This window comes from Agromyces aurantiacus, assembly GCF_016907355.1.
Taxonomy (GTDB): domain Bacteria; phylum Actinomycetota; class Actinomycetes; order Actinomycetales; family Microbacteriaceae; genus Agromyces; species Agromyces aurantiacus.
In genome coordinates, this window is sequence record NZ_JAFBBW010000001.1 from 768316 (window position 1) to 783245 (window position 14930).

Annotated in this window: 16 protein-coding genes; 13 read left to right on the plus strand and 3 right to left on the minus strand. The window is 68.4% G+C overall.

What is annotated here, in order from left to right:
• Positions 1-4: 4 nt before the first annotated feature.
• Both JOD46_RS03630 and JOD46_RS03635 read right to left on the minus strand, forming a co-directional pair.
• Positions 5-1309 (minus strand): isochorismate synthase, encoded by a 1305-nt coding sequence (locus JOD46_RS03630; RefSeq protein ID WP_307834892.1) that lies wholly within the window; start codon positions 1307-1309, stop codon positions 5-7.
• A 44-nt stretch (positions 1310-1353) separates the two neighbouring features.
• Positions 1354-1638: a DUF427 domain-containing protein gene (locus JOD46_RS03635; RefSeq protein WP_204391732.1), complete on the minus strand. Its 285-nt coding sequence runs from the start codon at positions 1636-1638 to the stop codon at positions 1354-1356.
• A gap of 165 nt (positions 1639-1803) precedes the next feature.
• Between JOD46_RS03635 and JOD46_RS03640 the strand changes: the two genes are divergently transcribed.
• The 3 genes from JOD46_RS03640 to JOD46_RS03650 all read left to right on the plus strand — a co-directional run bounded on the left by JOD46_RS03640 (position 1804) and on the right by JOD46_RS03650 (position 5113).
• Positions 1804-2517 carry a demethylmenaquinone methyltransferase gene (locus JOD46_RS03640; RefSeq protein ID WP_204391734.1) on the plus strand — a complete coding sequence of 238 codons (714 nt, stop codon included), beginning with the start codon at positions 1804-1806 and terminating at the stop codon, positions 2515-2517.
• A 67-nt stretch (positions 2518-2584) separates the two neighbouring features.
• On the plus strand, positions 2585-3706 hold the full coding sequence (locus tag JOD46_RS03645) for a polyprenyl synthetase family protein (protein WP_307834893.1): 1122 nt from the start codon (positions 2585-2587) through the stop codon (positions 3704-3706).
• Between the two features lie 27 nt (positions 3707-3733).
• Positions 3734-5113: an FAD-dependent oxidoreductase gene (locus tag JOD46_RS03650; protein WP_204391736.1), complete on the plus strand. Its 1380-nt coding sequence runs from the start codon at positions 3734-3736 to the stop codon at positions 5111-5113.
• Positions 5114-5162: 49 nt separating this feature from the next.
• Here JOD46_RS03650 and JOD46_RS03655 read toward each other — a convergent pair whose 3' ends face one another.
• Positions 5163-5483 carry a hypothetical protein gene (locus tag JOD46_RS03655; RefSeq protein ID WP_204391738.1) on the minus strand — a complete coding sequence of 107 codons (321 nt, stop codon included), beginning with the start codon at positions 5481-5483 and terminating at the stop codon, positions 5163-5165.
• Between the two features lie 121 nt (positions 5484-5604).
• On the opposite strand from JOD46_RS03655, the gene JOD46_RS03660 reads away from it, so the two are divergent.
• The 10 genes from JOD46_RS03660 to JOD46_RS03705 all read left to right on the plus strand — a co-directional run bounded on the left by JOD46_RS03660 (position 5605) and on the right by JOD46_RS03705 (position 14803).
• Complete coding sequence (locus JOD46_RS03660; protein WP_204391740.1) at positions 5605-6264, plus strand: prepilin peptidase; 660 nt, start codon at positions 5605-5607, stop codon at positions 6262-6264.
• A 264-nt stretch (positions 6265-6528) separates the two neighbouring features.
• Entirely contained in the window at positions 6529-6714 is a 186-nt protein-coding gene (locus JOD46_RS03665; RefSeq protein ID WP_204391742.1) for a Flp family type IVb pilin, read from the plus strand.
• A gap of 105 nt (positions 6715-6819) precedes the next feature.
• On the plus strand, positions 6820-7164 hold the full coding sequence (locus JOD46_RS03670) for a TadE/TadG family type IV pilus assembly protein (protein ID WP_307834894.1): 345 nt from the start codon (positions 6820-6822) through the stop codon (positions 7162-7164).
• Positions 7152-8129 (plus strand): TadE/TadG family type IV pilus assembly protein, encoded by a 978-nt coding sequence (locus tag JOD46_RS03675; protein ID WP_204391746.1) that lies wholly within the window; start codon positions 7152-7154, stop codon positions 8127-8129. The genes JOD46_RS03670 and JOD46_RS03675 overlap by 13 nt, the downstream gene beginning before the upstream one ends.
• Positions 8130-8187: 58 nt before the next feature.
• Positions 8188-8934: a Flp pilus assembly protein CpaB gene (gene cpaB / locus JOD46_RS18870; RefSeq protein ID WP_204391748.1), complete on the plus strand. Its 747-nt coding sequence runs from the start codon at positions 8188-8190 to the stop codon at positions 8932-8934.
• Positions 8931-10313 carry a CpaE/TadZ family protein gene (locus tag JOD46_RS03685; RefSeq protein ID WP_204391749.1) on the plus strand — a complete coding sequence of 461 codons (1383 nt, stop codon included), beginning with the start codon at positions 8931-8933 and terminating at the stop codon, positions 10311-10313. Before cpaB ends, JOD46_RS03685 begins: the two co-directional genes overlap by 4 nt.
• Positions 10310-11863 carry a TadA family conjugal transfer-associated ATPase gene (locus JOD46_RS03690; RefSeq protein ID WP_204391751.1) on the plus strand — a complete coding sequence of 518 codons (1554 nt, stop codon included), beginning with the start codon at positions 10310-10312 and terminating at the stop codon, positions 11861-11863. Before JOD46_RS03685 ends, JOD46_RS03690 begins: the two co-directional genes overlap by 4 nt.
• Positions 11864-11949: 86 nt before the next feature.
• Complete coding sequence (locus JOD46_RS03695; RefSeq protein WP_204391756.1) at positions 11950-12813, plus strand: type II secretion system F family protein; 864 nt, start codon at positions 11950-11952, stop codon at positions 12811-12813.
• Complete coding sequence (locus JOD46_RS03700; protein WP_204391757.1) at positions 12814-13689, plus strand: type II secretion system F family protein; 876 nt, start codon at positions 12814-12816, stop codon at positions 13687-13689.
• 52 nt (positions 13690-13741) lie between these two features.
• Positions 13742-14803 (plus strand): alpha/beta hydrolase, encoded by a 1062-nt coding sequence (locus JOD46_RS03705; RefSeq protein WP_307834895.1) that lies wholly within the window; start codon positions 13742-13744, stop codon positions 14801-14803.
• Positions 14804-14930: the final 127 nt, after the last annotated feature.

Sequence of the window (14930 nt, forward strand, 5' to 3'; positions counted from 1 at the left end):
GGGCCTACGGGATCGGCGGCGAGGGGGGCGGCGCCCCGAACGCCTCGACGATCGGCCGGAACTTCATGTCGGTCTCGGCGAGCTCGCTCGCGGGAGCCGAATCGTGCACGATGCCGCAACCGGCATATGCCCGCACCGTGCCATCCGGAGTCACCTGCGCGCAGCGCAGCGCGATCGCCCACTCGCCGTCGCCGTCGGCGTCGATCCAGCCGACCGGCCCGGCGTAACGGCCGCGGTCGAAGCCCTCGAGCTCGGCGATCGCGCACAGCGCGACTTCCCGCGGCGTGCCCGCGACGGCGGCCGTGGGGTGCACGGCGGCGACCAGGTCGAGCGAGCTCGAGCCGTCGCCGAGCGTGCCCTTGAGGTCGGTCGCGAGGTGCCAGAGGTTGGGCAGCTGGAGCGTGAACGGCTCGGGGCTCGCGTCGAGGCGCGCGGTGTGCGGCGCGAGCGTGGCGACGGCGCTCTCGACGGCGAGCGCGTGCTCGGCGAGGTCCTTGTGCGAGCTCGCGAGGCGCGTGGCCTGCAGGCGATCGGATGCCGCGTCGCGACCGCGCGAGGCCGTGCCGGCCAGCACGCGCGCCGAGACCGTGCCGTGGTCGACGCGCACGAGCGTCTCGGGGCTCGCGCCGATGAGGCCGTCGACCGCGAACACCCACGTGTCGGGGTAGTCGTCGGCGAGCTTGGCGAGGGCCGCGCGCAGGCCCGCATCCTCGCTGAGGGTGCCGACGATCTCGCGGGCGAGCACGACCTTCTCGAACAGGCCGGCGTCGATGCGACCGACGGCCTCCTCGACGGCGCTCATGTACGACTCGGGTGGCAGCGCACCGGGCTCGAACCGTACGCGCGGCACGTCGCGCTTGGGCGCCGGCTCGGGCAGCTCGACCGGCGCGGCGGGGCGGGCGGATGACGCGTCGACGAGTTCGATCCGCGTGACCCAGGCACGACCGTCGCGACGGCCGAGCACGATCTCGGGCACCACGAGCACGCTCGTCGCGGCGGACTCGTCGGCGAACGTGATCGCGCCGAACGCGACGAGGCCGCTGCCCGGCAGCCCCACGCGGTCGTCGACGTCGGCCGCGGCGGCGAGGCGACGCCATCCGTCGGCCGCCCGCTCGATGCGGTCGGGTCCGGCGGTCTCGATGCGCAGCACCTCGCCCAGGCCGATCATGCCCTCGCCGCGGCGCATCCAGAGCAGCGGATGCCGCGGGTCCAGGCGCGGCACGAGCGGCGCCGTCTCATCGACCGGAACGGTCCGGACGCGCAGCTTCGTGTCGGCGGCCGGCGGCGCCGCGGCTTCCGTTCGCGTCACCCCATCAGCCTACGCCGGGGCGCACGGGCGCCGCCGCGCACGGCTCACGCCGGGACGACGTCGACCCCGCGCCAGAACGCGACGCGGTCGCGGATCTCCTCGGCCGCGGCCGACGGCTGGGGGTAGTACCAGGCGGCGTTCGGGTTGCGCTGCCCGTCGACCTCGACGTGGAAGTAGCTCGCGGTGCCCTTCCAGTGGCACACGCTGCGGTTGTCGCTGTCGGCGAAGAACTCGGGCCGGATCGCGTCGCGCGGGAAGTAGTGGTTGCCCTCGACGACGACCGTGTCGTCGGACTCTGCGATGACCGTGCCGTTCCAGATGGCCTTCATGCCGTTTCCTCCGTTCGCGCGGCGGCAGGGTGCGCCGCATCCGTCACCAGCAGCCAACGCGCTCTCCGAGCGGATCCATCCCATTGCATGGAATCTCACAGGGTTCCGGCAGGTGGCATCCGGGTTCACCGGCGGCGATCAGGCGCCGAAACCTAGACTGGCAGCATGACGCGCGCTGACCTCGGCAAGGACCCCCGTGACGTCTCGGCGATGTTCGACCGGGTCGCCGCGCGCTACGACCGCACCAACACGGTGCTCTCGGTCGGCAATGCCGCGCTGTGGCGCGCCGCCACCACGCGAGCGGTCGGCGCGAAGCCGGGCGAGCGCGTGCTCGACGTCGCCGCCGGGACGGGAACCTCCAGCGCGAGCCTCGCGAAGTCGGGTGCCAGCATCGTCGCGGCCGACTTCTCGCCGGGCATGATCGAGGTCGGGCGACGCCGGCAGGCGACCGTGCCGAACCTCGTGTTCGTCGAGGCCGACGCCATGGCGCTGCCCTTCGGCGACGCGGAGTTCGACGCCGTCACGATCTCGTTCGGCCTGCGGAACGTGAAGGACCCCAAGCAGGCGCTGCGCGAGTTCCTGCGCGTCACCAAGCCCGGCGGACGTCTCGTGGTGTGCGAGTTCTCGCACCCGCCGACCCGGGTGGTGCGTGCCGGCTACGACTTCTACCAGCGCGTCGTGATGCCGCCGCTGGTCAGGCTCTCGAGCTCGAACGACGACGCGTACGAGTACCTCAACGAGTCGATCAATGCTTGGCCCGACCAGCGCACGCTCGCCGCCTGGATCCGCGAGGCCGGGTGGACGGAGGTCGCGTGGCGCAACCTCACGGCCGGCATCGTCGCGCTGCACCGGGCGCGCAAGCCGCTCGACGCCGAGTAGCGTCGGCGGGCGCGCATTCGACAAGCTCGCAGCATCCGCTCGGCTCGCTCTCGGTAGGCTTGGCGCTGTGAATCCGAGCCATCCGGTCGTCCGCCGTGGGTCGACGCTCGCCGCCAACCTCGGCCTCAGCGAGCGCGTGTTCGCGTCCTCGGCCGACCGGGCGATGGCCCGGGCGATCGACGACGGGCTCGAGCGCGTTGAGTCGGGCCTGGTCGACGAGGTCCACTTCGCCGACAAGATCGCGGATGTCGCGGGCCGCTACCTGCTCGAGGCCGGCGGCAAGCGGGTGCGACCCATGCTGACCCTGCTCACCTCGCAGCTCGGCGACGGCATCACCGACGACGTGATCACCGCCGCGATGGCCATCGAGATCACGCACCTCGGCTCGCTCTACCACGACGACGTCATGGACGAGTCGGAGCGGCGCCGCGGCGTGCCGAGCGCGCAGACCGTGTGGGGCAACTCGGTCGCGATCCTCACCGGCGACCTGCTGTTCGCGCGCGCGAGCCAGCTCATGGCCAAGCTGGGGGAGCGCGCCATCCGCATGCAGGCCGACACCTTCGAGCGGCTCGTGCTCGGCCAGCTCAACGAGACCGTCGGGCCCGACGCCGACGAGGACCCGATCGACCACTACATCCAGGTACTCGCCGACAAGACCGGCTCGCTCATCGCGGCGGCAGCGCAGTCGGGCATCGTGTTCTCCAACGCCGACCCCGCGCTCGAGGCGCCCATCGTCGCGTTCGGCGAGCGGATCGGCGTCGCGTTCCAGCTCATCGACGACGTCATCGACCTGTCGCCGCAGCCCGAGGAGACCGGCAAGGTCCCGGGCACCGACCTGCGTGCGGGCGTCGTCACGCTGCCGCTGCTGCGTCTCGAGGAACTCGCGAAGACGGATGCCGCGTCGGCCGACCTGCTCGAGCGGATCCGCCGCGACGTGCTCCCGACTCCGGCCGCCGACGCCGGCGATCCGCTCGACACCAACACGCTCGCCTCGCGCATCGTGCCCTCGCGCGCGACCATCGACGCGATCGTGGCCGAGCTCCGCGAGCACGAGGCGACGCGGTCCACGCTCGCCGAGGCGCACCGCTGGGCGCGCGACGCCGTGGCCGCGCTCGCGCCCGTGCCCGAGGGCAGCGTGAAGAAGGCGCTGACGCGGTTCGCCGACACGATCGTCGAACGGTCGAGCTGAGGCGATGACGACAGGAGGACACCACCGGTGACGAGGAACAAGTTGCGCCTGGCCATCATTGGGGCCGGCCCCGCCGGCATCTACGCCGCCGACATCCTGCTGAAGTCCGAGCGCCACTTCGACGTCTCGATCGACCTGTTCGACCACCTGCCTGCGCCATACGGCCTCGTCCGCTACGGCGTCGCGCCCGACCATCCGCGCATCAAGGGCATCATCACCGCGCTGCGCGAGGTGCTCGATCGCGGTGACATCCGCATCTTCGGCAACGTGCGGTTCGGCGAGGACCTCACGCTCGACGACCTGAAGCGCCACTACAACGCCGTCATCTTCGCGACCGGCGCCGTGCGCGACGCCTCGCTGAACATCCCCGGCATCGACCTCGAGGGTTCGTACGGCGCCGCCGACTTCGTCAGCTGGTACGACGGCCACCCCGACTACCCGCGCGAGTGGCCGCTCGAGGCGCAGTCGGTCGCAGTCATCGGCAACGGCAACGTCGCGCTCGACGTCTCGCGGATCCTCGCGAAGCACCCCGAGGACCTGCTGCCCACCGAGATCCCCGCGAACGTGTACGAGGGGCTGCAACGCTCGCCCGTCACCGACGTGCACGTGTTCGGCCGCCGCGGCCCGACCTCGGTGAAGTTCACGCCGCTCGAACTGCGCGAGCTCGGCGAGCTGCGCGACGTCGACATGATCGTCCACGACGAGGACTTCGACTACGACGACGCGGCACGCGCCGCCGTCGCCGGCAACAAGCAGGTGCTCGTCATCGACAAGGTGCTGCAGCAGTGGCGGCAGCGTGAGGTGGGGTCGGCGTCGCGCCGGCTGCACCTGCACTTCTTCGCCAAGCCCGTCGAGGTCGTCGGCGACGAGCACGGCCAGGTCGCCGCGTTCCGCTGGGAGCGCACCGCGCCCGACGGCGAGGGCGGGGTCGTGGGCACCGGCGAGATCCGCGAGATCCCGGTGCAGGCGCTCTACCGCGCCGTCGGCTACTACGGCTCGCCGCTGCCCGGCATCCCGTTCGACAAGCGGCTCGGCGTCATCCCGAACCACGAGGGCCAGGTGCTGATCCGCGACAAGGAGTCGGGCAAGTCGCGCCAGATGTACGGCGTCTACTGCACCGGCTGGATCAAGCGCGGCCCCGTCGGCCTCATCGGCCACACCAAGTCCGACGCGATGGAGACGATCAAGCACGTCATCAACGACCTCGGCAACTGGTGGCGGCCCGAGTCGCCCTCCGAGGAGTCGGTCGTGGAGCTGCTCGAGTCCCGCGGCATCCGCTGGACCGACCTCGACGGATGGCACCGCCTCGACGAGCACGAGCAGGCGCTCGGCGCCGCCGAGGAGCGCGCGCGCATCAAGGTCGTGCCCCGCGACGAGATGGTCTCGATCTCGCGCGGCGAGGTGTAGTTCCGAACGTCGGGTTGACGCCCCTCGGTGCGATGTCCTGGCGTCGGAGTCAGGACTCGCGTCCGACCGGCGGCTCGCCGACGAACTCGTGCGCTTCGCGCGCGAGTTCCGACCAGAGCTCGCGATCGGCGACACGCACCCACGTGCGGCTGTCGCCGCCTCGCGTCGAGTGGAACGGTTCGACGATGCCGCGCTGCTGCAGGTCCGACGACCGCCCCGCCGGCAGGTCGACCACGAGCTGGCCACCGTCGAGGAACGCGAACAGCCTGCCCTTGACGAGCAGCCCGTCAGGCGTGGCATCCACGTCGAAATCGGCATCCTCGAGCAGTTCGTTCGCCACGGCGTCGTAGGTCGACTGCACGTCATCCATGTCATCCCCCTGTCACTGCCTTCGCGGGGAGCCTACGCCGGGTCCGCGTCGCGCGCAGCGCTCCGCTGGTACCGAGCCCGACGGGCCTGTCGTCGCGTGCCCGGCCGATATGCTCCCCACCATGCCCCTCGCCCCCGTCCTCCTCACCCTGGGCGCAGCGATCGTCGGCGCCGTGCTCGGCTGGTGGCCCCTCGCCGACTGGGCCGACCGCAACATCCGCACTCCAGCTGACGAGCGGATGTCACTGCGCCGCCTGCGCGCGTGGTCGGCCGCCGCGACCGCGGCGGGCTTCGGCGCCGTGACGTGGCGATTCGGCCTCGACCCCGTGCTGCCGGCGCTGCTCGCGGTCGTCGCGACGGGGGTGGTCCTCTCGATCGTCGACCTCACCGAGCACCGGCTTCCGAACGCGGTGATCCTCCCGACGCTCGCCGCGGTCGCGGTGCTGCTCGTGCTCGCCTCAGCGCTCACGGGGGAGTGGATGCGCCTGCTCTGGGCGCTCGCCGGGGGTGCGGCGATGTTCGCGTTCTACTTCGTGCTCGCGCTGATCGCGCCGGCGGGCATGGGCATGGGCGACGTGAAGTTCGCGGCGCCGCTGGGACTGGTGCTCGGATGGTTCGGCTGGAGCGTGTGGCTCGTCGGGCTGATGGCCGGGTTCGTGGTCGGCGGGCTCGTCGGGCTCGTCGCCCTCGCGCTGCGACGCGTGACGCTGAAGGGGTCGATCCCGTTCGGTCCGTCGATGCTGGCGGGTGCCGTCGCAGTCATTCTCGTGCTCGGAGCCTGACCCCCAGAACGGGGGCCGGTTCCAGGCTCCCGGCGCGGGAAACGCCGTGTCCCCCTGTTGGAGGACTGCTGTCCCCCGGAAGTGCGAACCATAGCAGCGCATTCATCACGTTCTGATCACGTCTGTCCCCCAGCGTGACCCCAATGCGAGGGGACCCCGAAGTGGGGCGTGGCCGTGGATTCTGTTCCGCCGATAACGTTCACTGGCCGCTTGCGCCCGTGGGCGGCACCCCTACTTTCGTTCCATACCCGAAGGGTGTCTCCCATGCTCAAGCTCTACACGAAGGCTCAGGCCCGTCTCGCTCAGCTCCGCGAGGAGGAGGCCGGGAACGCGGCCGAGTACGGCCTCATCATCGCGATCGTCGCTCTTGGCATCGTCGTCGGCCTCGGCGCTCTCGCGCTGGCCCTGAACGGCATGTTCGGCGACGTCGCCACCGAGCTCGGCCAGTAGCAAGTTAAGCGGAGCGGACCCCGGTGACGCCGGGGTCCGCATCGCCGTTCTCGGCGTGAGGGAGTGGAGATGGGTCTCAGGCGTGGCGACCGAGGCGCTTCCGCAGTGGAGTTCGCTCTGATCATCCCAGCCCTCCTGCTGCTGGTGCTCGGGGTCATGGAGTTCAGCAGACTGTACAACGTTCAAATCTCGCTTTCGAACGCCGCCAGGTCGGCTGCCCGTGTGATGGCGATCGCCAATGATGCAGGTACGGCTGTCGACGCAGGTATCGATTCAGCTCCCTCGCTCAATCCCGCTTTGTCGGGCGGCAATTTCGGCTTTAGCCCCGGAACCTGCGCCTCGGGTGCGGTGATGTCCGTGACGGTCACCTACACAACCACTCTGCTCACCGGGGCGTTCGGCCCCTCCCTCACCCTCCAGGGAAAGGCGGCCACGCCATGCGGCGGCTGATTCGACGACTGCGATCCGATCGCGGGGCTACGGCGGTCACGTTTGGTTTGCTGCTGATTCCGTTGCTCGGATTCGGAGGTATAGCAGTCGATGTCGGAGCCCTTTACGCTGAGAAGGCTGAGCTCCAGAACGGCGCTGACGCTGCCGCGTTGAAGGTCGCGATCGCATGCGCCAAGGATGAGGCGGCGACCTCCTGTCTTTCCGCGAACCCAACGGACATTGCCGGCGCCAACGACTCGAGTGACGGTACCGAGGATGTCGAGTCCGTCGCAGTGGACACGGCAGCGAACACGGTAACCGTCACCACGAATACGGAAGACATCGGCGTTCGCCACCCTCTTGCATCGATGATTCCCGGCATTGGCGATTCGACAGTTGTAAAGGCGGTCGGCGCCGCCGAGTGGGGTCAGCCGGTGCGCGGAACAACGCTTGCGCTGGCGATCGGGTACTGCGAGTTCGCCGATCACCCTCCTCAGGAGGGCGTCGCAAACCCGACCAAGATCCTCGTCCAGTACAACACCGGTACTCGGAGGAACTGTCCCGGAGCATTCGCTCCGGGAGGATTCGGCTGGCTTCCCTCGATCGACTGCTCGATCGAGATCGATGTGACGAACCCATGGGTGATGAGTAAGCCGGGTAACAGCACGTCAGGCACTGGATGCAGCGACGCCTACCTCGCCGAGCTCAGAGCGCACGGCGACACCGTGTTCATCCCCATTTATGACGACTTCCGGGGCAGTGGTTCGAACGTGGAGTTCCACATCCAGCAATTCGCGGCATTCAAGATCACCGGCTTCAAGCTCAGCGGTGGTAATGCCTACACCGACCCGGGTGCTCCGAGTTGCACCGGTAGCTGCCGGGGGATTCAGGGCTACTTCATGAAGTTCGTGTCGATCGACGACGCGTTCGAATTGGGCGACGGCGTCGTGAACGGCGCAGCCATCGTTCGCCAGATCCTTCCCTGAAGCTGAAACGACCAACCTCCGGCGGTACGCCGAACTCCCTACAGAAAGGCGTCTCTAGGTGATCAGGATCATCGGTGCGATCGTTGCGATCCTTCTCGCCGTGGGCGGCGGGTTCGCTCTCTTCCTCTACGTTCAGAGCGCCGATAAGCGTGCCGCTGAAGGAGCGGAGTTCCAGCAGGTCTTCGTCGTGAAAGAGGCGGTTCCCAAGGGAACGGCAGGCGAGGCAGTTCAAGACTTCATCGAAGTGGACGAGCTTCCCGCGATTGCCATCCAGCCCGACATCGTCACCGACCTCGCCGATCTCAAAGGACTAGTCACGAACGCCGAACTCCTGCCGGGTGAGCAACTCCTTCAGGCCCGTTTCTCATCGCCGGAGGACCTGGCGGCCGACGGTGAGGTTGTGATCCCGGATGGGTATCAGGAGATCACTCTCGCACTCCCAGTGGAACGAGTGGTCGGTGGTGAAGTACGGCCGGGCGACTCCGTGGGCATCGTGCTTTCCACGAACACTAGAAGCATTGCCGCCAACGACCAGACGGCGCAGAGCCAGTTCATCTACAACGGCGTGCTCGTGACCCGGGTCACGGCAGGTCGAACGCTCACGAGCGGCGATTCCGCCGACGAGAACCGCGAGGTGAGTGCATTCCTCGTCACGCTCGCGGTCACCGCTTCGCAGGCGGAGAAGCTTGCCTACGGCGCCGAGCAGCAGGAGGACAACAACGGCGGAATCTGGCTGACGCTGCAGCCCGAGGGTGTCGACACCAACGGATCCACGAATCGCAGCGGAGAGAACATCTTCCAGTGACCCGGTACCTGCTGGTCAGTCGGAGCGCGGAGTACGAGTCGCGTCTCCGACGGCTGCTGCGCGGGCGGCTGCAGACCGTCCCCGGTGAGTACGTCACCTTCGGACCGGATTCGGTGGTCGGCCAGGTCGAGCGGGCGCCGAGGATCGCGTTGCTGGGTCCTCTGCTGAGCTACGAGGAGACGAAGGCGCTGACGGCGCTCTTGGGGGAGAAGTACGCCGGGATCGGACTGATCGTGGTGCGCGAGCAGCGATCGGACCTGGAGGACTGGGTCGATGGCATGGAGATCCACGCCGTCCTGAGCCCGGAAGCTTCCGACTCGACGACGGAAAGCCTTCTTGCGCGACTCGACGACTGGCTGACCACGTCGGGCAGGCTTCCTCCGGTTTCCGACGACGATCTGGCGGCCGAGGCCCGGGGCGACGATGTCGCCAGAGTGTTCGAGCTCCTCACTCCGGGGTTCGCTCCAGACCCGAGCGGTGCCCCCGACGTTGAGCGCGTCGAGGCCGAGAGCGCGGAAACGGCCGTCGAGGAGACACCAGCCGCTGAGTCGTCCGATGCGGTCGAGTCTGCCGAGCAGGAATGGGTGCTGCCGCCGATCGCCGAGGGCGTGAGGTCGGAGATCATCGTCGTCGCCGCCCCCAAGGGCGGACAAGGGAAGACGACCACCGCGGTGAACCTCTCGGCGGGATTGGCAGAGATCCACCCGAATTCGGTGGTCCTCGTCGACGCTGACGTCCAGTTCGGAGATATTGCGAACGCCCTCGATCTCCGGCCGCAATACTCGCTGGCGGACGTCGTCGGGGTAGGAAACGACGAGGTCGCCATGAAGGCGCTCCTCACCCGTCACGACGATGACTTCTTCGTTGTCGCCGCGCCGCCCTCCCCCGAGTTGGCGGATCAGATCCCGCCCGACGCGCTCGCACAGCTTCTCCGTCGCCTCGCGACCATGTTCAGGTATGTCGTCGTCGACACCACGCCGGGCTTGGGCGAGCACACTCTCGTCTCGCTCGAGCAGGCCACCGACGGTGTCTTCCTGACGAACATGACCGTTCCCAGCTTGCGCGCACTGCGCAAGGAGTTCGAACTGCTGGTCGCGTTGGGCATGGTGCCGGGCAATCGACACGTCGTGCTCAACTTCGTCGAGAAGAGCACTGGCATTCTTCCGAAGGACGCCGAGCGCATCCTCGGGGCGCCGGTCGACGTCGAAGTGCCGCGCTCACTCGGGGTCATCCACGCCTCGAACGCCGGTGTGCCGCTCATTCACCACGACGTTCGCGACCCGGCGGCGAGAGCAATCCGCGCGGTGGTCCAGCGCATCGAACCCGAGGCAGTACCCACCCGCAAGCGAATCCACAGGAAAGCGAGGGCGGCCCAATGAGCCTGAGCGATCGACTCGAACGTGCGCGAGGCGCACACCGAAGCGCCGGCGTCGAGTACCCCGAGCAGGTGCCGCCGCTCGACGCGACCGACCCGTTGCTCCCTGCCCCATCCGATGGCGAGTCGGCGGCGCCCGAGAGCGACGCCCGCCTGTCGGAGGATGGCGCTGTTGAGACGCCGGCCGCCGCCGAGTCGGAGGAGCACACCAGCACCTGGTCTGCGCTTGCGGGCGAAATGCCCGAGCCGCATGCCGCCGATCCGCTCACCGATCTCAAGGAGCGCGCGGCGGAGGAGCTCTTCCGCCGCATCGGAACCCGCCTGAACGATCCGACGCTCACCGAGGACCGACTCCACGCGTTGGCGCGGGAAGAACTGAGCTTCATCGTGGAAGCGGAGCAGGTCGCCCTCACCACCGCTGAGCGCAACAGGCTCATCACCGAGATCGGAGCCGACGTGCTCGGGTTCGGCCCGCTCGAGCCGTTGCTCGACGATCCGGCCATCTCGGAGATCATGGTCAACCGGTTCGACCAGATCTTCGTCGAGCGCAACGGTCGGCTGTACGAGTCGCGGAGCAAGTTCACCGGCGAGCCGCAGCTCCGTCGCGTGATCGAGCGCATCGTCTCGCGTGTTGGTCGTCGCATCGACGAGTCCTCGCCGCTCGTCGACGCCCGACTCGCCGACGGCTCGCGCGTGAATGCGATCATCCCGCCGCTGGCGGTGGACGGCTCATCGCTGACCATTCGAAAGTTCTCTCGCACTCCGTACAAGGTCGAGGATCTCATCGGGTTCGATACGCTCACGCGTGAGATGGCGACGCTCCTCGATGCAGCCGTGCGCGCCAAGCTCAACATTCTCGTGTCGGGCGGTACCGGCACCGGTAAGACCACGTTGCTCAACGTGTTGTCGGCCTTCATCCCGAACGACGAGCGAATCATCACCATCGAGGATGCCGTCGAGCTCCAGCTTCAGCAGGAGCACGTCGTTCGATTGGAGTCGCGCCCAGCGAACATCGAAGGCCGAGGCGAGATCACGATCCGCGATCTGGTTCGGAATTCGCTGCGCATGCGTCCCGATCGCATCGTCATCGGCGAGGTGCGTGGTGGTGAGAGCCTCGACATGCTCCAGGCGATGAACACCGGTCATGAGGGCTCGATCTCGACGATTCACGCCAATTCTCCTCGTGACGCCCTTGCGCGCCTCGAGACGCTGGTGCTCATGGCCGGGATGGATCTGCCGCTTCGAGCGATCCGCGAGCAGATCGCATCGGCGATCGACGTCGTGGTCCAGATCTCCCGCCTCCGCGACGGCACGCGCAGGGTGGTCAGCGTCACCGAGGTGCAGGGCATGGAGGGCGAGATCATCACGCTGCAGGACGCCTACTCGTTCGACTTCGCTGCAGGTGTCGACTCCGATGGCCGGTTCCGTGGGCATGCCATCCCGACCGGTGTGCGTCCGCGATTCGTGGATCGCTTCGAGGAACTGGGGATCGCCGTTCCGGCCACCATCTTCCGGTACCAGCCACGCGGCTACGGCATCGGGGAGATCGGATGATTCAGCTTCTCGCAATCGGTGTCGCGTTCGTCCTGCTGGCGCTCCTCGCGCTCGTCCTCCTCGTCCTCTTCCCTCCGCCGAAGCGAGTGGCGATCGAGCGACGCCTTGCGCCGGGCGAGGAGTACGTGTCTGCGCTGTCGCGCGCGACCGACAAGACGGTGGCGGTCATCGACACGGCGATGGCCCAGCGGAACCGTGGGATGTTCAACGAGGAGCGACTCGAACTGGCCGGTGTGAAGACCTCGCCGTCGGGCATGGTGCTCGTGACCTTCTCCCTCGCAGCAGTCCTCGCGGTGCTGGGGGTGCTCATCGGCTTCGGATCGTGGTGGGCGGTGCTGTGGGCCGTCGTGTTCGCGGCGCTGGCTCCGCTGTTCGTGAGCTTGTACCTCACAATTCGCACAAGCCGACGTCGGGCTGCGTTCGCCGACCAGTTGGATGACACGCTCCAGCTCGTATCGGGGAACCTCCGAGCGGGTCATGGGCTGACCCAGGCACTGGATTCCGTGGCGCGGTACGCCGACCCGCCCACCACCGAGGAGTTCTCGCGCATCGTCAACGAGACGAGGATCGGCCGCGACTTGGGCGATGCGCTTGCGAGCACCGCCTTCCGGATGCGTTCCGACGACTTCAATTGGGCCGCCCAAGCGATCGATATCAATCGCGAGACCGGTGGCAACCTGTCGGAGACCCTCCAGCGCACCGCGGCCACGATCCGTGAGCGCAACCAGATCCGGCGACAGGTCAAGGCGCTGAGCGCTGAGGGGCGCCTCTCCGCAATCATCCTGATCGCACTGCCGATCGGCGTGTTCCTCGGCGTCCTGCTCCTGCAGCCGGCGTACCTCGCGCCGTTCTTCGAGAACATCTTCGGCTGGATCGCGATGGCGACGGCCGTCGTGCTCATGGCGATAGGTACGGTCTGGATGCTGTTCGCAGTCAGGGTGAAGTTCTAGATGACCGGAACGTGGATCGCATATATCTCCATCGGCGCTGTCGCCATCTCCATCGGCGCCCTGGTCTTCATCGTGTTCACGACGATCCCGGCGAAAGCCGACGTCGTGGCGGCGGTCGCTCCCGCGAACGAGCTCGAACGCAAGCGCGTCGAACGGGCGAGCTTCTCCGAGACCCTCGCCGCGGTCATGCCCACCGGCTACACCGGTTGGGTGCAACGCAAGATCATCTATGCGGGTCGGGCGGGCACCTGGACCGTGGGCGGATTCCTCCTGATCCGGCTCATCGTCACCATCGTCGCTGTCCTGATCATCCTGGGAGCCGTATTCACCTCATCCTCGCTGGTGATTCGTATCGCCGGAATCGCCTTCGGACTGCTCATCCTCCTCGCGCCGGAGATCATGCTCAGCAGTCGTGCTGATGACAGGCAGAAGGCCATCCTGCTGGCGTTGCCCGACACCTTGGACCAGATGACGATCGCGGTCGAGGCCGGCCTGGGCTTCGAGGCCGCAATGGCGAAGGCTGCGCAAGGCGGCCGAGGCCCCTTGTCCGAAGAGCTCATCCGCACATTGCAGGACATGAGCATCGGACGATCGAGAAGCGACGCGTATTCTGCGTTGCTTGTCAGGACGGACTGCACCGACTTGAAGCGGTTCGTCCGGGCAGTCCAGCAGGCAGACCGCTACGGAATCGCGATCGCCGATGTGCTTCGCGTCCAAGCGGCGGAGATGCGCATCAAACGCCGGCAGCGCGCCGAGGAGTCGGCTATGAAGGTGCCGATCAAGGTGGTGTTCCCGCTGGTGTTCGCGATCCTGCCCGTGCTCTTCATCGTGCTGCTCTATCCTGCGGTGGTCGGCATCATCAAGACATTCGGCTGAGCGCCAGAACCTCGGCGTGATGCCAGCCGCCGACGGATGCGCAGGAGGCGACGTGGACTGGCGACCCGACGTGCTCGGCGAGGGCTTCGAGCAGCTGACGCTGCCGCTCGAGCCCGACGATGAGGGCGAGGTCGTCGCGACGCTCGTGCGGTACAGGCCACCCGCCGAGGAGGCGCGGCCGCGGCGCCGGTGGCGCTGGCCGTGGGAACCTGAGTCCGCGCCGACACCGCCGCCCGCGGCGTCCGGATGCGACGTGCTGTACGTGCACGGATGGAGCGACTACTTCTTCAACCCCGAGCTCGCCCGGTTCTGGGCCGACGCGGGGGCGAGGTTCTACGCGCTCGAGCTGCGCAAGTACGGGCGCAGCCTGCGCGAGTGGCAGACGCCCGGGTACGTCACCGACCTGCGGGCCTACGACGAAGACATCGAGGCGGCGCTGGCGGCGATCGTGCGGGAGCACGAGGCGCCCGAGGCCGAGGCCGAGGACGTGGCCCGGCCCACCCGGCCGCTGATCCTCCTCGGCCACTCGACCGGCGGGCTCGTGTTCAGCCTGTGGGCGGCGCGCAACCCAGGCCGGGCCGCCGCGCTCATCCTCAACAGCCCGTGGCTGGAGTTCCAGCTCCGGGGGATCGGGCGTCAGGCGATCTCGCCCGTGATCGAGTTCGGCGCACGGGTCAACCCGATGCGCTCGCTGCCCAACGTCGACCTCGGGTTCTACGCGCGCTCGGTCGCGAAGGAACTCGACGGCGAGTGGGAGTACGACCACGCCTGGCGACCCGACCGCGGCTTCCCGGTGCATCCGGCGTGGCTGACCGCCATCCTCGCGGGGCACGCCACCGTCGCGGCGGGCATCGACGTGGGGGTGCCCGTGCTCACGCTGCTCTCGGCCCGTTCGGCGCTGCTGCCGCGGTGGGATGACGCGATGCTGACCTCCGACATCGTGCTCGTCGTCGACGACATCGCGCGCCAGTCGCTCAAGCTCGGACCCGAGGTCGCGATCTCGCGCCTCGACGGAGCGCTGCACGACGTCTTCCTCTCGCGCGAGCCGGCGCGGGCGGCCGCCTACGCCGCGATCAGCCGCTGGCTCGGGGGCTACGCGCCGCGGCACGACTGACCGGCGCGCGCGGGAGCGCACGGGTGGCGCGGGAACCGCGGTCGACGTGCGCTCACGCGCCATCCGGAAGCTCAGGCACGCGCGGGCCTGGGCGGCCACCCGTCCTCCCCAAGCGGGTGTGGCCGCG

What these genes read in the sequence shown, in the direction of transcription:
- JOD46_RS03655 (WP_204391738.1), bottom strand. Translation starts at nt 5,483, where the DNA reads ATGGATGACGTGCAGTCGACCTACGACGCCGTGGCGAACGAACTGCTC.
- JOD46_RS03660 (WP_204391740.1), top strand. Translation starts at nt 5,605, where the DNA reads ATGCCCCTCGCCCCCGTCCTCCTCACCCTGGGCGCAGCGATCGTCGGC.
- JOD46_RS03665 (WP_204391742.1), top strand. Translation starts at nt 6,529, where the DNA reads ATGCTCAAGCTCTACACGAAGGCTCAGGCCCGTCTCGCTCAGCTCCGC.
- JOD46_RS03640 (WP_204391734.1), top strand. Translation starts at nt 1,804, where the DNA reads ATGACGCGCGCTGACCTCGGCAAGGACCCCCGTGACGTCTCGGCGATG.
- JOD46_RS03675 (WP_204391746.1), top strand. Translation starts at nt 7,152, where the DNA reads ATGCGGCGGCTGATTCGACGACTGCGATCCGATCGCGGGGCTACGGCG.
- JOD46_RS03690 (WP_204391751.1), top strand. Translation starts at nt 10,310, where the DNA reads ATGAGCCTGAGCGATCGACTCGAACGTGCGCGAGGCGCACACCGAAGC.
- JOD46_RS03700 (WP_204391757.1), top strand. Translation starts at nt 12,814, where the DNA reads ATGACCGGAACGTGGATCGCATATATCTCCATCGGCGCTGTCGCCATC.
- JOD46_RS03635 (WP_204391732.1), bottom strand. Translation starts at nt 1,638, where the DNA reads ATGAAGGCCATCTGGAACGGCACGGTCATCGCAGAGTCCGACGACACG.